Annotated in this window: 14 protein-coding genes; 8 read left to right on the top strand and 6 right to left on the bottom strand. The window is 40.6% G+C overall.

Annotated features, from left to right (window positions below):
- Positions 1-5 precede the first annotated feature (5 nt).
- From IV512_RS02875 to IV512_RS02865, 3 genes are all read right to left on the bottom strand, one after another.
- Complete coding sequence (locus IV512_RS02875) at positions 6-1133, bottom strand: aldo/keto reductase (protein WP_209400412.1); 1128 nt, start codon at positions 1131-1133, stop codon at positions 6-8.
- Positions 1134-1348: 215 nt separating this feature from the next.
- Positions 1349-1798 (bottom strand): nuclear transport factor 2 family protein, encoded by a 450-nt coding sequence (locus IV512_RS02870; RefSeq protein WP_245224648.1) that lies wholly within the window; start codon positions 1796-1798, stop codon positions 1349-1351.
- Between the two features lie 14 nt (positions 1799-1812).
- Complete coding sequence (locus tag IV512_RS02865; protein WP_209400411.1) at positions 1813-2265, bottom strand: nuclear transport factor 2 family protein; 453 nt, start codon at positions 2263-2265, stop codon at positions 1813-1815.
- 165 nt (positions 2266-2430) lie between these two features.
- Between IV512_RS02865 and IV512_RS02860 the strand changes: the two genes are divergently transcribed.
- A complete protein-coding gene (locus IV512_RS02860) occupies positions 2431-3345 on the top strand; it encodes an AraC family transcriptional regulator (protein ID WP_209400410.1) in 915 nt (304 codons plus the stop codon).
- A 46-nt stretch (positions 3346-3391) separates the two neighbouring features.
- Here IV512_RS02860 and IV512_RS02855 read toward each other — a convergent pair whose 3' ends face one another.
- Together IV512_RS02855 and IV512_RS02850 are read right to left on the bottom strand one after the other, a co-directional pair.
- On the bottom strand, positions 3392-3991 hold the full coding sequence (locus IV512_RS02855; protein ID WP_209400409.1) for a DUF6642 family protein: 600 nt from the start codon (positions 3989-3991) through the stop codon (positions 3392-3394).
- 170 nt (positions 3992-4161) lie between these two features.
- Positions 4162-4890: a DUF5995 family protein gene (locus IV512_RS02850; protein WP_209400407.1), complete on the bottom strand. Its 729-nt coding sequence runs from the start codon at positions 4888-4890 to the stop codon at positions 4162-4164.
- 275 nt (positions 4891-5165) lie between these two features.
- On the opposite strand from IV512_RS02850, the gene uvrA reads away from it, so the two are divergent.
- The 6 genes from uvrA to IV512_RS02820 all read left to right on the top strand — a co-directional run bounded on the left by uvrA (position 5166) and on the right by IV512_RS02820 (position 14413).
- Positions 5166-7712: an excinuclease ABC subunit UvrA gene (gene uvrA, locus IV512_RS02845; RefSeq protein ID WP_209400405.1), complete on the top strand. Its 2547-nt coding sequence runs from the start codon at positions 5166-5168 to the stop codon at positions 7710-7712.
- A gap of 161 nt (positions 7713-7873) precedes the next feature.
- Positions 7874-8176, top strand: coding sequence for a hypothetical protein (locus IV512_RS02840; protein WP_209400404.1), 303 nt, complete (start codon positions 7874-7876; stop codon positions 8174-8176).
- Positions 8177-8427: 251 nt separating this feature from the next.
- A complete protein-coding gene (locus IV512_RS02835; RefSeq protein WP_209400403.1) occupies positions 8428-9117 on the top strand; it encodes an ABC transporter ATP-binding protein in 690 nt (229 codons plus the stop codon).
- A gap of 5 nt (positions 9118-9122) precedes the next feature.
- Positions 9123-11630, top strand: a complete 2508-nt coding sequence (locus IV512_RS02830; RefSeq protein ID WP_209400402.1) for a TonB-dependent receptor — start codon at positions 9123-9125, stop codon at positions 11628-11630.
- 2 nt (positions 11631-11632) lie between these two features.
- Positions 11633-13072 carry a DUF3526 domain-containing protein gene (locus tag IV512_RS02825; protein WP_209400401.1) on the top strand — a complete coding sequence of 480 codons (1440 nt, stop codon included), beginning with the start codon at positions 11633-11635 and terminating at the stop codon, positions 13070-13072.
- Entirely contained in the window at positions 13073-14413 is a 1341-nt protein-coding gene (locus IV512_RS02820; RefSeq protein WP_209400399.1) for a DUF3526 domain-containing protein, read from the top strand.
- A 119-nt stretch (positions 14414-14532) separates the two neighbouring features.
- Here the strand turns inward: IV512_RS02820 and IV512_RS02815 are convergent, their stop codons facing one another.
- A complete protein-coding gene (locus IV512_RS02815; protein ID WP_209400397.1) occupies positions 14533-16005 on the bottom strand; it encodes a VWA domain-containing protein in 1473 nt (490 codons plus the stop codon).
- Positions 16006-16340: 335 nt separating this feature from the next.
- Here IV512_RS02815 and IV512_RS02810 point away from each other — a divergent pair, with 335 nt between their 5' ends.
- Complete coding sequence (locus IV512_RS02810; protein ID WP_209400395.1) at positions 16341-16901, top strand: DUF4494 domain-containing protein; 561 nt, start codon at positions 16341-16343, stop codon at positions 16899-16901.

Raw genomic sequence — 16901 nt, 5'->3', positions numbered from 1 at the left:
CGTTTTTATTGATCTATCAATGCGGTTTCAGGCCCTCTGACACCGACCAAGGGTATTTTTTCTAACACCTCCCCAAATTCCTTTAATTCCGTATCCGAAAAAGTAATACTCAAAGCTCCTTGATTCTCCTTCACATGATGCAATTTGGTAGTACCTGGTATCGGTACAATAAAGGGTTTTTGACTTAACAACCAAGCTAATGAGATTTGGGCAGGGGTCGCATTTTTCTTTCTGCCCCATTCTCGAACAAACTGCAAAACTTTCATATGTGCCTTTATGGCCTCTGGGGTAAAATAAGGAACCGCTGCAAAACGGGAATCTTCGGAAAAACGACTGTATTCGTTGAACTTATCGCCTAAAAAGCCTCTACACACAGGACCCCAAGGCACAAAACCGATACCCAGTTCCCCGCACGTGTCAATGACCTCATTTTCGAGGGCACGTTGTATAAGTGAATATTCACTTTGCAATGCCGAAACTGTTTGTTCCTCATGAGCCTTTCTGATGGTTGTAGGTGATACTTCTGAAAGACCAAAATGCAAGGCCTTACCTTCCCTTATCAAGTCCTTGACCGTTCCGGCAACTTCCTCAACGGGAACGTTGGGATCCAGCCGATGCAGGTACAATAAATCGATGCGGTCTGTTTTTAATCGTTTCAACATGCCTTCTACCGCATTGCGAACATGTTCAGGGCGACTATTACGGCCCGCTCTTTCACCATTTTCAAAACTAAATCCGAATTTACTGGCAATTACAACTTTATCCCTTACCGGTGCCAATGCCTTGCCAACAAGCTTTTCATCGGTAAACGGACCATAAACCTCTGCGGTATCAAAAAATGTAACCCCTAAATCTACCGCACCACGAATTACAGGTATCATGTCTTTATTTTCCAAGGGAGGGTTATAACTACCACTCTTCATACTCATGCAACCCAAACCTATGGGGGAAACTTCAAGGCTGCCCAACATTCTTTTACCCTGTTTTTTGATCGTATTTTGTAATGAGGTTTTTTCTGAAATTCTATTTGGGTTCGCAAAAGCCAACGGTGCTGCTGCCATACCTGCACCCAAAAGAGCGGATTTTGAAAGAAATCCTCTTCTTCCTGATGTTGTTTTTTTATTTTTTTCCATAGTTTTTTAAGTCTTATTAAAAAATTAGGCCGTTACCATAACATCAAATATTTATTTACTACCTCCATATTTCAAATGCCAGAACGTACTCAATCAAAGGTAATTAAGAGCATTAGTCATTAAACTACCTATATTACAGATTTAGCTACCCATTTTACAGGAAGAATTGAATAAGAGTTTCTCTTTTAGATGTAACTGTATTTAGAAGTGATACTTTAATCTCTTGTCATTAGTTTGCTAAAAGTCAGATTGGCCAATTTCCAACTATTATCCTCCTTTACATAAACTTCCGTCACCATAAATGGCGTGGTTACATCCCGTTCGCCAACGACTGCCAATAAGGTGATTTGGTTCCATAAAATTACGGTATTGTCGTTCAACACTTCAACCATTACCTCATGTACATCTGCCTTTTTGTAGTGAATGAATCCGCCTCTAATAATATCTACCTCTCGGTCTTTACCCCAAGTACCGCCCATATGAACAAATTTGGCCTTGTTGTGAAAAAGCACGGCAAGGCTATCGGCATTCTTATCGGCCATCCATTGCCATTTTTGGGTGGAAAGTTCCTTGATATCCTTTTCAACATCCATGGATTGTGCCATGGCCATTGGTATGCCCAAAAAAGCAATCAGTACGAATAAAATCCTTTTTTTGTTCATCATTCTGTTCTTTAATTTTAGTGTTCAATTTTATGGGTATCTCGTACACTGCTAAAGGTAAGGTCGAGCAATTTCCAATCGTTGCCATCCCTTTTATAGAATTCGGTCACCGTAAACTCATTTTCAACATCATTTCCCCTTACATGTGCCGTCAGTGTAATGCGGTTCCAAAGTACTGCGGTGTCGTCGCCAAATGTTTCTACGGCCACGTCATGCACATCGGCGTTTTTGTACCAAATACTTCCCGATTCGATGATTTCAAGTTCCCTATCCTTTTTCCAAGATCCGCTCATGTGTACGAATTTAGATTTATCGTGGAAAAGCGTTGCAAGCTTATCCACATCCTTATCGGCCATCCATTGCCATTTGGCTTTGGAAAGTTCTTTGATTTCTTTTTCAAAAGTTACATTTTGCGCGAAGGATGTTGAGCTAAATAGCACTATAAACATTGTAATAATAAGTGTTCTCATTTGTATGATTTTAAAATTATATACTTGCTTCTTCAAAAATACCATCATTAAAAGCAATAGGCGTACCCCAATTACGGATGTTCATACCACTATTACAGATGTGATAATGTCGATTTGATTTGCTTGAACACAATACATTATCTTTAGCTAACAATCATTTCAAGTATGAAAAATATTTTGGACATCAATTCAGTCGGCGATTATCTCAATTTACGAAACCAAGAGATTTTACATCCTTTGGTGGGTTTGGTAGATTTTGAGAAGGTAGGTGATGAAAGTAAGGTCATTAAAAAATATGATGCGTTAAATTTTAATTGTTATGCCCTGTTTCTTAAGGATGCCAAAGGGTGTAAAATGAAGTACGGGGGAAAGGCCTACGATTATGATAAAGGAACTTTGGTCTTTGTGGCACCGGAGCAAATGGTTGGTTTATCGTATGACGACCCCAATTTTCGTCCAAAAGGGTACGCACTCCTTTTTCACCCCGATTTACTTCTGGGTACCGAGCTGGCACGTAAAATTGAGGATTTTAGTTTTTTCTCTTATTCCGTTAAGGAAGCACTGCACCTATCGGCTAAAGAACGAACGGTTATTTTGAGCCTGTTAGATAAAATTCAGTATGAGTTGGAACAGAACTTTGACAAGCATAGCAAAAAATTGATCGTGTCAAATATTGAACTGCTTTTAGAGTATTGCATGCGATTCTACGACCGTCAGTTTTTGACCCGTGAAGTGGAGAACCTGACTTTCATGACTAAATTCAATGAATTGTTGAACGAGTATTTCAAATCTGATAAGCCCCAAAAACACGGCACGCCCTCGGTAGGTTATTTTGCCGATCAGTTATACCTATCTTCCAATTATTTCGGGGATCTTGTAAAAAAGGAGACTGGAAAATCAGCTCAAGAGTACATTCAGAACAAACTTATCGAAGTAGCCAAAGAAAGGGTATTTGACCCTGCCAAATCGGTGAGTGAGATTGCCTACGAACTAGGGTTTAAATACCCCCAACATTTTAGTCGCTTGTTCAAGCAAAAAGTGGGGCATTCCCCAAAGGAATTTAGGGCCTCTAGGAACTAATTGAGATTAGAATCATTTGAGACCATGAACTCGGTAGTTTAAAGGCTTAATAATACAACCTGAAATCAAGTAATTTACAGACATTGTAATGTCTCTGGTGTAGCTCTTCAACTACCTCGAACATATCATCATCTTCTTTAAATAAGTGAAAGAATACCTTATCTAGATTGGCACTGCTAATTCCGTTATATGCATTTCCGTAGCCAGAAATCGCTTTTGCATTGGTGACATCTAAAAAATACTGCGCTTCGTCTTCATCCAAATCTAAAATTTTTGCATTAGAAAAGTGTAAGATCTTTCCCTTTAATCGGCCTTCAAACAGTTCTGCGATTTCCTGTAAATTATAGTAATAGCCATTTAGGCAAATGCTATTGGCTTCACCGGCCATGACCAGATAAATAATTTCGTAATCCTTGAAATTATGATCATCTAAGACAAGGGCATTTAAGCTGTCTTCTAATCCTTCAATAGTATCGCATGTTTTATAAATGCTTGCAATACCAAATTTCATGGCCAATTGCTCCAAATTTTGTTGTGCTTCGGTAACCTTGTCCGTCTCTATTTCTTCAACCCCTTCTAAACAATAAATGAAGTAATCTTCTTCTATAAATTGTTCTTGGGGCAATTGTCGTCTTTTCTCTAGCAAGCTTCTAAAATTGTGTCAAGTAAATGAGCCACAAAATTAATAGAACGCTTTTAATCAATTCAGCGTTTATAAGTTATATGTTATTATAGAATCATTTTTAAAGATGAAAGTCCGAAATGGTAAGTAAAGTGTTGATTAGAATTAGCGCAATAATCAGGGCAGAAAATGCCTTAATCTTGCCTTAATTTGGAAATTACCGTACCCACGTTTTTTTCTTCGAAACGGCCCATCATACGAAGTATAAAGGAAACTATTTTAGATTTTGGCGATGTGATAACTCTTCCCAAACCTAGTACTGCCAAATCCATTTGGTTGATGGCATCGTTTTGATGTCCGGTACCTAATCCCCATAAAAGATTGGCATTGTACCATGATAATTCCCTGGCCTTCTGTAAACTAAAATTGATTACTTTTTCATCTGAATTTTTACCCACAAGGTCCAATAAGAACAACATGGGCGATACGCGACTCAATCGGTCTTGCATTTCGTTCACCATGTTAAAGAGTATGGTATTTACCTTATTGAAATCGTTTTGAATGTCGACTATCTCCTGCCCTTGCATGGCAGCACTTGCCGCCAAACCTAAATCAAGATTAATATGCGTATTGATACCGAGTAAAATATGCTGTAGAATAGTCAAAGGTTCGTTTTTAGATTTAAAAGCAAAATCCCAAGACTTACTTATTTTCAGGTTATTTAGGTGACCGCTATAAGCGTCTAAATAATAGTTGGCGAACGCAACATCAAAGATTTCCATTCGTTCGTTGTCTTCAAAGTTTCCCAATTGAACTTCATTCAGTATTTCGGCAGTAACCCTTCTGTACAAATAAGCAAAAAAGCCCAGACGGTCGTTATTTGCGATGGCATCATCTATAATGCGATCCAGTTCATGAAGCACTTCTTGTATGTGGGTCGGTCGGCTAATATTGCTCGATTTTATTATTCGTTATGCAATGAAATTCGAGTACTCTTTGAAGTATTGCTAATTAGAAGCCCTTCTATACCAGGTACTTTCGATACTTCACCAAACTTGCATTTAAAGATACTTATAAAACCCATACTCAGGTTATTTGGAGGCACTAAGTTATTTGCTCTCAGATATTTAATCGGTCATCTTCATTAATAGGGGCAACTTAAAAGCCATATCAATAGATTCTTGGTATATTCGGCCGCATGGAGAAAAGGCATGAAGAAAGAGCGCAAAAAGAAGGTTTTGTCGCCATTAGTGGCGCAAGACAACATAATCTCAAAGATGTAAGTCTAGAAATTCCGCGTGATGCACTGGTGGTATTTACCGGCATTTCGGGTTCTGGCAAGTCCTCTCTTGCTTTTGGCACTCTATATGCCGAGGCGCAACGAAGATATCTCGAGTCCGTGTCACCTTATGCCCGTCGTCTATTTCATCAAATGCCCATACCTGAAGTTGATGAGATTGAAGGTTTGCCCCCTGCGGTTGCCTTACAGCAGCAACGCGGTTCGGGAACTACCCGCTCCTCTGTTGGTTCCGTGACTACCTTGTCGAATCTGTTGCGCATGTTGTATTCTCGTGCAGGCGATTATCCGCCGAATCAGCCCATTTTGTATGCAGATTCATTTTCGACCAATACTCCGGAAGGCGTTTGCCCCGAATGTCACGGGCTTGGTAGGGTCTACCAAGTTACCGAAAAGAGTATGGTGCTTGATGACACCTTAACTATTAGGGAAGGTGCTATAGACTCATGGCCCAAGGCTTGGCAGGGTAAAAATCTACGGGATATTTTAGTGACACTGGGTTATGATGTAGATACCCCCTGGAAAGACCTTCCACAGAAAGATCGTGACTGGATTTTATTTACAGACGAACAACCAAAAGTGCCGATATATCGAAACTTAAATAGAGAAGAACTTCAATTTGCCATCGAAAACAAACACGAACCCAGTTATATGGGTACCTATTCGGGTGCAAAAAAACTGGTGTTGCACACCTTTGCCAATACGCAAAGTTCTTTAATGAAAAAGCGTGTTTCTAAATACATGATTAGTAGCGAGTGCCCTACCTGTCATGGCAAACGCCTACGCCCAGAGTCCCTTTCCGTGACTTTTGCTGGCTATGATATTGCCGATATTTCTAGGTTACCGTTGAAAAAACTACTTGCCATCTTCACTCCTTATGGAAATGGTTCTGCGCCGGGCCTAACTGAATTGGCTAAAAGTCACAAAGAGAAAACGCTGGTGGCACAGCGTATTGCCGAAGACCTGGTGGCAAGATTGGATGTTTTGCTGGAACTGGGGCTAGGATATTTATCATTGGAACGAAGCACACCTACCCTATCTGCCGGTGAACACCAACGTCTACGGTTAGCGACCCAGGTACGTAGTAATCTATTTGGTGTGGTTTATGTGCTAGATGAGCCTTCTGCGGGATTGCATCCTGCGGATACCGAGGCCTTGTTAAAAACATTGGACCGACTGAAAGCAAGCGGTAATTCCCTTTTTGTTGTGGAGCACGAATTAGATGTGGTACGCCATGCGGATTGGTTGGTAGATGTAGGTCCCGATGCGGGCGAAGGTGGTGGAGAGATTCTTTATAGCGGACCTCCTGCCGGGTTGCAAAATGTTTCAAAATCGAAAACTAGGGAGCATCTTTTTAAAGACCTTCCTTTTAAAAAATCAAAAACTCGAAAGCCAACAGGATGGCTGACCTTAAACGGAATCACCAAAAACAACTTAAACAATCTTGAGGCCTCCTTCCCTTTGGGCGTGATGACATGTGTTACCGGTATTTCAGGTTCAGGGAAAAGTAGTTTGGTAAGTCAGGTCTTGGTAGAATTGATGTCCGCTCAACTAGGAAACACTATTGCTACTGAAAAAGAGGAAGAAGGGGATGACCCACTTTCACCGGAAGTAACAGCAATACAAGGCGGAGAAATCACCGCAGGTTCAAAACATCTAAAACGCATGGTCGTAGTCAACCAAAAACCGATCGGTAGAACACCACGATCCAACTTGGCCACCTACACCGGCTTGTTCGATGTAGTAAGAAAATTGTTCTCCACTACAAAATTGGCCAAATCACGTAAGTATAAAGCCGGGCGTTTTTCTTTTAATGTAGGAAAAGGACGGTGTCCCAATTGTGAAGGCGAAGGCGCTGTCATGGTAGAGCTCTTATTTCTGCCCAGCGTGTACGCGCCTTGCCCAGTTTGTGAGGGCACACGTTATAACCCCGAGACTTTAGAGGTTACCTATAACAAAAAAAATATTGCTCAGGTTCTAGGTCTGACCGTAAACGAAGCCGCAGATTTTTTTAATGAGGAAGAACGGGTAATGCGCCCCCTCAAAGTACTGCAAGAAGTAGGGTTGGGTTATTTACGCCTAGGGCAACCCGCCACGGAACTCTCCGGTGGTGAAGCCCAGCGTATAAAATTGGCAAAAGAACTGCAGCGTCTAAATCGAGGAAAAACACTCTATATTCTAGACGAGCCAACAACAGGCTTACACCCAACTGATGTAGAAAAATTACAACTTCAATTAGCCAGATTGGTCGATGCCGGCAATACCGTAATTGTGGTGGAACATGATATGCAAGTCATTGCGGAAAGCGATTGGGTCATAGATATGGGGCCTGGCGCTGGTGAAGAAGGAGGAAATATCGTAGTAGCGGACATACCGGAAAATGTGGCGAAAAACAAACAGAGCAAAACTGCACATTATCTAACGAAAATATTGAACGGTCACTCGTAACGGATAAGATTCTTTCGCTCTTAAGGTTTTTGAAAAATGCTTTACCAATATTTTTAATATGGTAGGTATCAGAACACTTTTTTAGATAAAATGTATTTAGGTTTCTTTTTTAGTTGGCATCGAAGGAAAATCTAGAATATTATTTACTTTTACTGCCACGAGTGAAAATCGTCAAGCACAATATAGCCTTGTTTTACGTTGCCTTAATTCTCTTGTTCAAGGTTGCGGGCCTGCATGCGCTTACCCATCATACCGATGAACCCGACATTCAACATTGTGAGGTTTGTGATATTACCACTGCGGTCAATTTCATTCCTCTTCTAGAAGCGGAGCATCCGGTTATACCGCAAAAGGAAACCTTTTTTTACGAGAAAAAAATTAGCCAGAATACATCATATGTTTTTCTTGGCAACAGACACCTAGAAAGTTACCTCTTTACTAGGCCTCCTCCATCATTATTATAGTCCATATTTTAGGTTGTACTATCCCGTATTCAAGGGATACTACACCTCGTACTCAAGTTATTTTGACTTGAAAGGTCTCTAATCGTATTTAGAGATTTTCAAGACATGGCTTGTGTATAGCTACGCTATGGGCACCAACCCTACTCCAAGGGTTATTTTTCAATAGAGCCAAATACGCATTTATCGTAAACAACATCGATGAATAGCAGTATTTGCAATACTATCATCCACTAATAATTCATATTATTTTCATGCTAAAAGCAGTAAACATCACCAAATCATATAATGGAAAAGCGGCTTTGAAAGACGTTTCTTTTGAAGTTTCAAAAGGCGAAATTTTTTGCCTATTGGGCCAGAACGGTGCGGGTAAGACCACCACCATCAATATCTTTTTAGGATTTATTAAAAAGGATGGCGGCCAAGCCTTCGTAGGCGATAAAGAAGTAGGCAAAGACGACACCAATAAGCTAACGGCCTATATACCCGAAACAGTACAATTGTACGGAAATCTGACCGGTATAGAAAACCTTGATTTCTTTAGCCGCTTAGCCGGTTTTACGTATTCAGTACCGGAGTTAGAACACTTTCTTACTAAAACCGGATTACAGGAAGATGCACAGCATAAAAGGCTCTCTTCGTATTCTAAGGGTATGCGTCAAAAGGTTGGTATTGCCGTTGCACTTGCCAAGAACGCGGAAGTCATTTTTATGGATGAGCCCACTTCTGGCCTAGACCCTAAAGCGACAGCTGAATTCACTAAAATTTGTAAAGAACTGGCCGTAATGGGCAAGGTCATCTTCATGGCTACCCATGATATTTTCAATGCGGTAGAATTGGGTACCACCATTGGTATTATGAAAGAAGGGGTCTTGGCCCAGCAGCTAAAGGCCAGTGAGATTGACGCTAACGAACTTAACCAACTTTATTTAGAAACTATTTAAAACAGATGAAAAACTATATAAAAGTCATACTGATGCTATTGGTATGCAATGTAACATTTGCCCAAATTTCAATAAAAGGTAAAGTCACGGATAACGACGGTGCCCCAATTTTGGGCGCAACCCTCTCCTATTCCGATAAAAATTCTGGTACAAAAGGAGGTACGATTACAGAGGAAAACGGAAATTTCAGTTGGGCTCTTGCATCTACCGGAAACTACCAGATCACCGTAAGTTATATCGGTATGAAATCGCTCAGTTTTCAAAAATCGTTCAATCAATTGAAAGATTATGATTTGGGTACTTTAAAACTTCAAGAAAATGTAGAGCAACTACAGTCTGTTGAAGTAATCGGCAGGGCGAGAAACGATTACAATAGCGATTATTCTTTTTCGGCGACCAAAGTAGCGATCAAGAACAAAGAACTACCACAAGCGATTTCTACGGTTACCAAAGAACTTATTGCCGATCGGCAGGCATTTAAACTAGCGGATGCGGTAAAAGTGGTGAGCGGTGTTACTCCTTCCAGCGTGTATAACCAATACAATATTCGGGGCATTAGCCAAAACGAAGAAGGGCAAATCATTAATGGATTACGTACCAGGCAGTTCTATTTTCTTCAACCGTTAACCACCAATATTGAAAAAGTAGAGGTGATAAAAGGGCCTGCCAGTGCTAGTTTTGCAAGTGTCGACCCAGGCGGAAGCATCAACTTGGTTACTAAAAAACCGCTAAAGGAAGACCGCAAAGAGGTCTCTTTTGCCGTTGGCAGTTTTAGCACCATTCGCGGGGCATTAGATTTCACAGGCCCTTTGAACGAAGATAATACGTTGCTGTATCGTTTTAATGCAGCATATGAAGAGGCGGGCTCGTATCGCGATCTGATACAAAATAAATCTATTCTAATTTCTCCTTCTTTCAGCTATTTGCCCAATGACAAAACGGCCATAAATGTTGAAATGATCTATAACGACATGAATGGCTTTTTAGATCGTGGCCAACCCATTTTTGGGGCTATAGACGGGGTCACCTCTTTAACCAGTACGCCTATTAGTCTCAATCTTGGTGCACCGAACGATTATTTCAATTCAAAAGAATTTATGCTGACCGGAAGTTTATCTCACAAGTTTACAGATGCCATCAGTTTCAATACGGCATACATGAAACAAACGTGGAAAGAAGATTTGGAAGAACACCGGTCCGTTTCGGCATTTGGGGTAGATATCGATGGAAACGAAATTCCCAGTTTGGCGGCTATGCGCTTCGTACAACGTAAGCAAAATTGGATGATAGACAATCTAAATGCCTACTTCAATTTTGATTTTGAGACAGGTAGTTTATCCCATAAATTCTTGGTCGGCTACGATTTACACTATTGGAAAAAACAAGTTGGCGGCGGTCAAAACTCCGCAAGAGGTTATTTGTTGAACGACGGAAGCGTTACCAATTCTTTTGATGCGACCAACGCGGCAGCCTATCAGACTACTACATATTACGGACTTACCATTCCTTTACCCAACGTGCCGCATTTTAATTTGGAAAATCCGGATTATGCCATTCGAATTTCCGAAGATTACACGTTTAATTCTTTGTTCGCCATTCCCCCGGCATTGACCACCAGTAATGCCGTGTATGTTCAAGAGCAACTAAAATGGAAAAAAATCAGCCTGATTTTGGGCTTGCGCAGCGAGTGGTTTGAAGACATCACGAATTATGATACGAACAATGAATTGACATTTACCAATTCTAAAGTAATACCAAGAATTGGTTTGACGTATGAGATAAATGATGCCGTAAACGTATACGGAACTTATTTGGAAGGGTTTCAACCACAATCGAACACGGTTACCTTATTACCGAGTACAGGGCAATTTTTTTGGTCCGACGATTCTGCCTCACAGTTTGACCCACTTCTTTCTGACCTAACGGAGTTGGGTGTAAAGGCCGACTTGTTCAAAAAGCACATCAAGCTGAATATGGCGGTTTATGAAATCAACCAGAAGAATATTTTGATGAGCGCGAACGATCCTGCAAACCCTGATTTACTTACGCAGCGCGGCGCTGACCGTTCTCGTGGCTTTGAGATGGATATTGCCGGCTATTTACTTCCCAATTGGCAAATAAACGCCTCTTACAGTTATATCGATGCAGAGATAATCAGTGATGCCGATGCAGCATTGATAGGTCTACGTAAAGAGAATACCCCCAAACATAGTGGAAATATTTGGACACGCTACAACTTTAAACAAGGCACTACTTTAAGAGATTGGGGCATCGGCTTTGGCGTGCAGTCCCAAGGCAGTAAAATACCATGGTTCACTAGGGCTTTTGAGGTGCCTGGCTTCACCATTTTTGATGCAGCGGTTTATTACACTCCCACTGCCAGTAACCTTCAAATCGCTTTGAACGCAGGCAACCTTTTTGATAAAACCTATTGGCTAGGGGCGCAGACCTATTTGCGTTTGTTTCCTGGGGCACCTAGAAACTTTACCCTCTCGGCCACCTATAAATTTTAAGTATGAGAAAAAATGTAATCAAATTGTTGGCACGCCAATTATGGCAAAATGCCTTTCGGTCTAAGGTTATGCTGATAGCATCTATTTTGATGTTATGCCTTCTTCTCTTTTCTGCGTACAGCGGATGGGTGAATTATCACGACCAAAACTTTACCAGAGATGAAATTCAAGATGAAGTGAAGGAAAGTTGGGAAAACAACCCCGATAAGCATCCACACCGTATGGCGCACTATGGGTCATTTGCCCTAAGGTTAAAGCACGTGTTGAGTGTGTTTGATCTGGGAATGGAAAACTTTGTAGGTAATGCCGTTTTCTTGGAAGCGCACAAGCAGAACACCGTCAACTTTTCCGAAGCCAGTATGTCTACAGGTTTACTACGTTTTGGTGAAGTCAGCCTGGCGATGTTGTTAAAAGTAATCGTACCACTTTTAATTTTCTATTTAGGGTTTGCTACCATTGCTCAGGAACGGGAAAATGGAACCTTAAAATTGTTAATTGGCCAAGGCATTACGAGAAAAGAAATTGTATTCGGAAAATGGTTGGGTCTATGGTGTCTGTCTCTAATTTTTCTAGGTGCCATATTTCTAGTACTTCTATTTTTTGTATTGATAGAATCTCACGATACCATGCATGCCGATAGTATATTCAGATATGTTGTACTGTTGCTGGCATACCTACTGTTCTTCGGTGTCTTGAGTGCCATTACCATTTTGGTTTCCGCTTTTAGTGGTACTGCCAAGGGGGCCCTGGTAAAACTATTGGGCATTTGGCTCTTGTTCGTAATCATTGTTCCAAAATCATTACAGGCAATTGGTTTCTACCTTTACCCTACCCCGTCTAAAATAGAAATGGAAACTGCAGTCGAGCACGATTTGGCTCAGTTAGGCGATAGTCATGACCCTAATGATCCGCACTTTAAGGCCTTAAAAGATTCGGTTTTACGTGTACATAACGTGGAAAAAGTTGAAGATCTTCCTTTTAATTATGGTGGTTTTGTCATGTCTCAGGGTGAAGCAATGAGCACAAAAGTATATTTAAAACATCAAGAAGATTTGTATGAGGTATACGGAAAGCAGAATAATCTAGAGCGCTATTCTGCCTTTGTAAATCCGTATACGGCCATCAAGAATTTATCGATGGCTTTCTCCGGAACCGATTTTCAATCTTTCCTTCATTTTAAGGATAAGGCCGAAGCGTATCGATTTAAGCTGGCACAAGATATGAACCAATTGCAAATGAATTTAATTCCGTATAAAGGAAAAGCAGGTCCTGATACTATTTCAAATGAATATTGGAAAGAATTCCCTCCTTTTGAATATCATTTTTTGAGCATTTCCGATATTTTCAAAAATGAGCTCATGTCCTTGTTAGCTTTAGTGCTTTGGGGAGGGCTAGCCCTATTCGGACTGTTACGATTGTCTACCAACCTAAAAGCCATATAGATGTATAGTTTATTATTTAAATCATTTTTTCGAACGAAAATTTTCTTGGTCAGTTTGGCTCTCTTGTTAACAGTTGGGGTGATAAGCATCTTCATTGGAAAGCAGTATTTGGTAAAGCAAGAAAAGACAATTGCAGCAGCACAGGTATATCAAGAAGAAAGCATTGAAAAGAATGTTGCGTATCACAGAGAAGACTTAGGGTTGCTTCTCTACTATTTACGTTTTACCCTAATAAAGAGACCTCAAAACATAAACGCTATTTCCATTGGGCAGAGCGATGTTAATCCGCTATTGCAGGCCGTAACCATTCGTGCTTTAGAGGCACAGAAATATGATACCGATTTTGAGAATCCGTCATTATTGATGTCCGGTAACCTAGATTTAGGGTTCGTAATTATTTACCTGTTTCCGTTGGTGCTGATCGCCATGACCTTCAATTTATATTCTGAAGAAAAGGAGTTGGGTACCTGGCGTATTTTGGCGGCACAAACATCGGCTAAAGCAGGTTTTTTGTTTAAAAAGCTATTGGTGAGAATTCTTTTTGTTTTTGTTGTTTTGGTGTTCCTCCTGTTTCTGGCAAGTGCTATATTACAAATTCCCATGAATACTAATTTCTGGGCCATTTTTGTACAGAGTGTTCTATATGTGCTGTTTTGGAGTGCCCTCTGTCTTTGGATGGTTTCCCTGTTGAGAAACTCCAGTTTTAATGCCTTGGCTCTAATTTCTATTTGGGTGGTATTGACCATATTGATACCGGCGTTGGTCAACAACTACGTAATTAATGCCTTCCAAGTGCCGGAAGCTTTAGATGCCATGGTAGAGCAAAGAGATGGCTACCATGAAAAGTGGGATTTGGAAAAGGATGCAACCATGACGGAGTTTATAAAAGCCTATCCGCAATATAAAAACTACCCAGTGCCAGAAGATGAATTCAGTTGGATCTGGTATTATGGTATGCAATACATGGGAGACTTTGCGGCAAAGGATACAAGTGCCGAAATGACCGAAAAAATCATGTTACGTAATACAGTGAGTGAGAAGATAGCGCTTTTCGTGCCTACAATGCATGCTCAACTAAGCCTAAATAGTCTGGCGGGCACCGATGTGCTTAGTCATTTGGATTTCTTGAAATCATTGACCGAATTCCATAAGAATTTACGCGAAGGCTTTTACACCAAAATTTTTGATCATAAATCTGCCGATGCGGTGGATTGGAAAAATCATGAAGCTAAATTTTATGAACAGGATTATAGTTTTAGTTGGCTGAAATTGTTACTACCCACTTTATTGATAACGCTTATAATAGCTGTTTTAGCAGGATTAAATCTTCGGAAATTATAATATAGAAGGGCTTGATATGGCTTCAAGCCCTTTAGTATTTCAGTAGATATTGATTTTTAGCTGAAGTCTGGTAAAAGATCAGGTTTGTCTAGCTGATAGCCCCTCGTAGTTTTGAAAATTTAATTGCTATTAGTAACTAGCGTGCGAAATTCCGTTCGATAACCAAATTCATCGGTACCTATTGCATTTTCGGTCAGGTCTAAAATCATTTCTTTTGAGGCTGTGCCGCTAAATTCGGATTGTTTCATCAATAAACCAAAAGCGGTAACCCCAGCTGCAAAACGCATGTTTTCTGAACTACTTTCAATCGACGATGGCGTATTGGCAATATCAAGTGATAACGGACGACTTTCTTCGGTATCGGGCTTTTTATATCTGAAATCGAAAGTCCCTAGAGGCCCATTAGGGGTATTCTCGGTCAATACAATTTCATAAAGCGCGGTAATGGTTTGTGCCGAACCGATTTCACCGGCATCGACCGTATCATCTTCAAAATCATCTTCGTTTAAAGAGCGGTTTTCATACCCGATCAGTCGATACGACTGCACGACATCGGCGTTGAAAGTCACCTGTATTTTTGAATCTTTGGCTACGGCATAGAATTTTCCCCTTTCATGAATAAAGACCTTTTTTAGCTGTGCTATGTTGTCGATGTATTCATAATTTCCATTTCCTTTATTGGCAATTTGTTCCATCGAAGCATCATTAAGGTTACCGGTACCTACTCCGAGAACGGTCAAATAAACACCATTATCCCTTTTGTCCTCAATCAGTTCAACCAGTTCTTCGGTGGATGATGGCCCGACATTAAAATCTCCATCGGAACCCAAAATGATTCGATTGTTACCCTGGGGAATGAAGTTCTTTTCTGCAATTTCATAGGCCGTTAATATACCCTCCGCCCCAGCGGTAGAACCTCCGGCACCCAATTGGTCTATGGCGGCCTTGATCTGGTCTTTCTCGTCTCCAAAGGTCGACTCAAGCAAAACGCCTGCCTCACCCGCATAGGTGACGATGGCCATTTTATCGGTATCGCGCATTTCATCGACCATAAGCTTAAATCCGGTCTTTAAAAGTTCCAGCTTTTCGGGACTAGACATGGAGCCTGATACGTCGATAAGAAAAACATAATTGGCATCGGGAATTTCAGAAGCGGCGATAGTTTTGCCTTTCATGCCCAAACGCATCAAATAGTGATCATCGGCCCAAGGGCAATCGGCAATCTCACCATTAATCGAAACGGTTTCCTCCCCCAGTGGTTCTTCATAATCAAAGGTGAAATAATTTAAAAACTCCTCGATTCGTACCGCAGCAGGGGGCGGATTTTGCCCTAATTCTAAAAAGCGCCTGGTATTGGAGTAAGATGCCCCATCGGCATCGACAGAAAATGTAGAAACGGACTCATCAGAGGTGTTGATAAAAGCATTTTCTCCGTACTCTGTATATTTTTCAACCTGCGGTAACTCTTTAAATGATGGGGATGGCGCAAAATTCTCTGAAAAGGTACTATCGAGCAAAACATCGCCTTCGGAGTCTTCCTCACAACCTATGACTAATAAAAATACAACTAGATACCCTGCTAACTTTCTCATAATGTTTTTCTTATCAGATAGAGAATCTTGAAAAACGTTGCTTATTTTAATGTTATGAAAATGTTTTCCTGTGAGAATATTTAATTTTTTAATAAGTTTTAGCGCTTTTTCCAACGCTCTTAACCCCAAAAGTATTTACTTAATTTTTCTCTATCGAAATTGATTTCTTCCTTTAATGTTAAACCTCTTAGTACACTACTTCAAAAATAAAAGTATAACTATCTGAGGCTCAAAAGTGAGCATTCGGCAGCTCTGAATTGTGAATATCTATTGCGGTATTTAGTTGTTCGGGGCTAAAGGTTAGAAGTATATTTGGCACCCCAAAAACAATAGATATGAGTGCAACTTGGTATGAGTGTAAAGTAAAATATAGAAAGCTTGATGAGGCATCTGGCATGCAAAAGGTAAAAACGGAACCCTTTCTCGTCGATGCGATTTCGTATACGGAGGCCGAAAGTAGAATTACAGAAGAAATGCAGGCGTATTTAAGCGATAGCGAAGAAATTAAGATTACCAATATTAAGGTGGCCAATTATGCGGAAATCCATCCGTTCGAGAATTCCGATCGCTGGTTCAAATCAAAAGTTTCGTTGATTGCTTTTGACGAAGAAAGTGGAAAAGAACGTAAAACAAACCAGTATTTATTGGTTCAGGCCAACGATGTAAAAGAAGCCTATGACAATACCGTCGGTGTTATGAAAGATACTATGGGCGAATACACGATACCTGCCATTGCAGAATCTCCCGTGATGGATGTGTTCCCCTATTTTTCAGGTGAGGAAGACGAGCTGGAACGTTTGGAAAAATTCAATGCCGCAAAAGAATCGGTACCGGTGAATTTAGAATATGATGAAGATTTAGAAATGGCCGATGCCATGGCTACCGAAGAAGAATAG

Origin of the sequence: Pseudozobellia sp. WGM2 (assembly GCF_017810075.1) — a bacterium.
GTDB lineage: Bacteria > Bacteroidota > Bacteroidia > Flavobacteriales > Flavobacteriaceae > JADNYK01.
The sequence above is the reverse complement of the archived record's forward strand: the minus strand, read 5'-3'. Positions and strand labels throughout refer to the sequence as shown.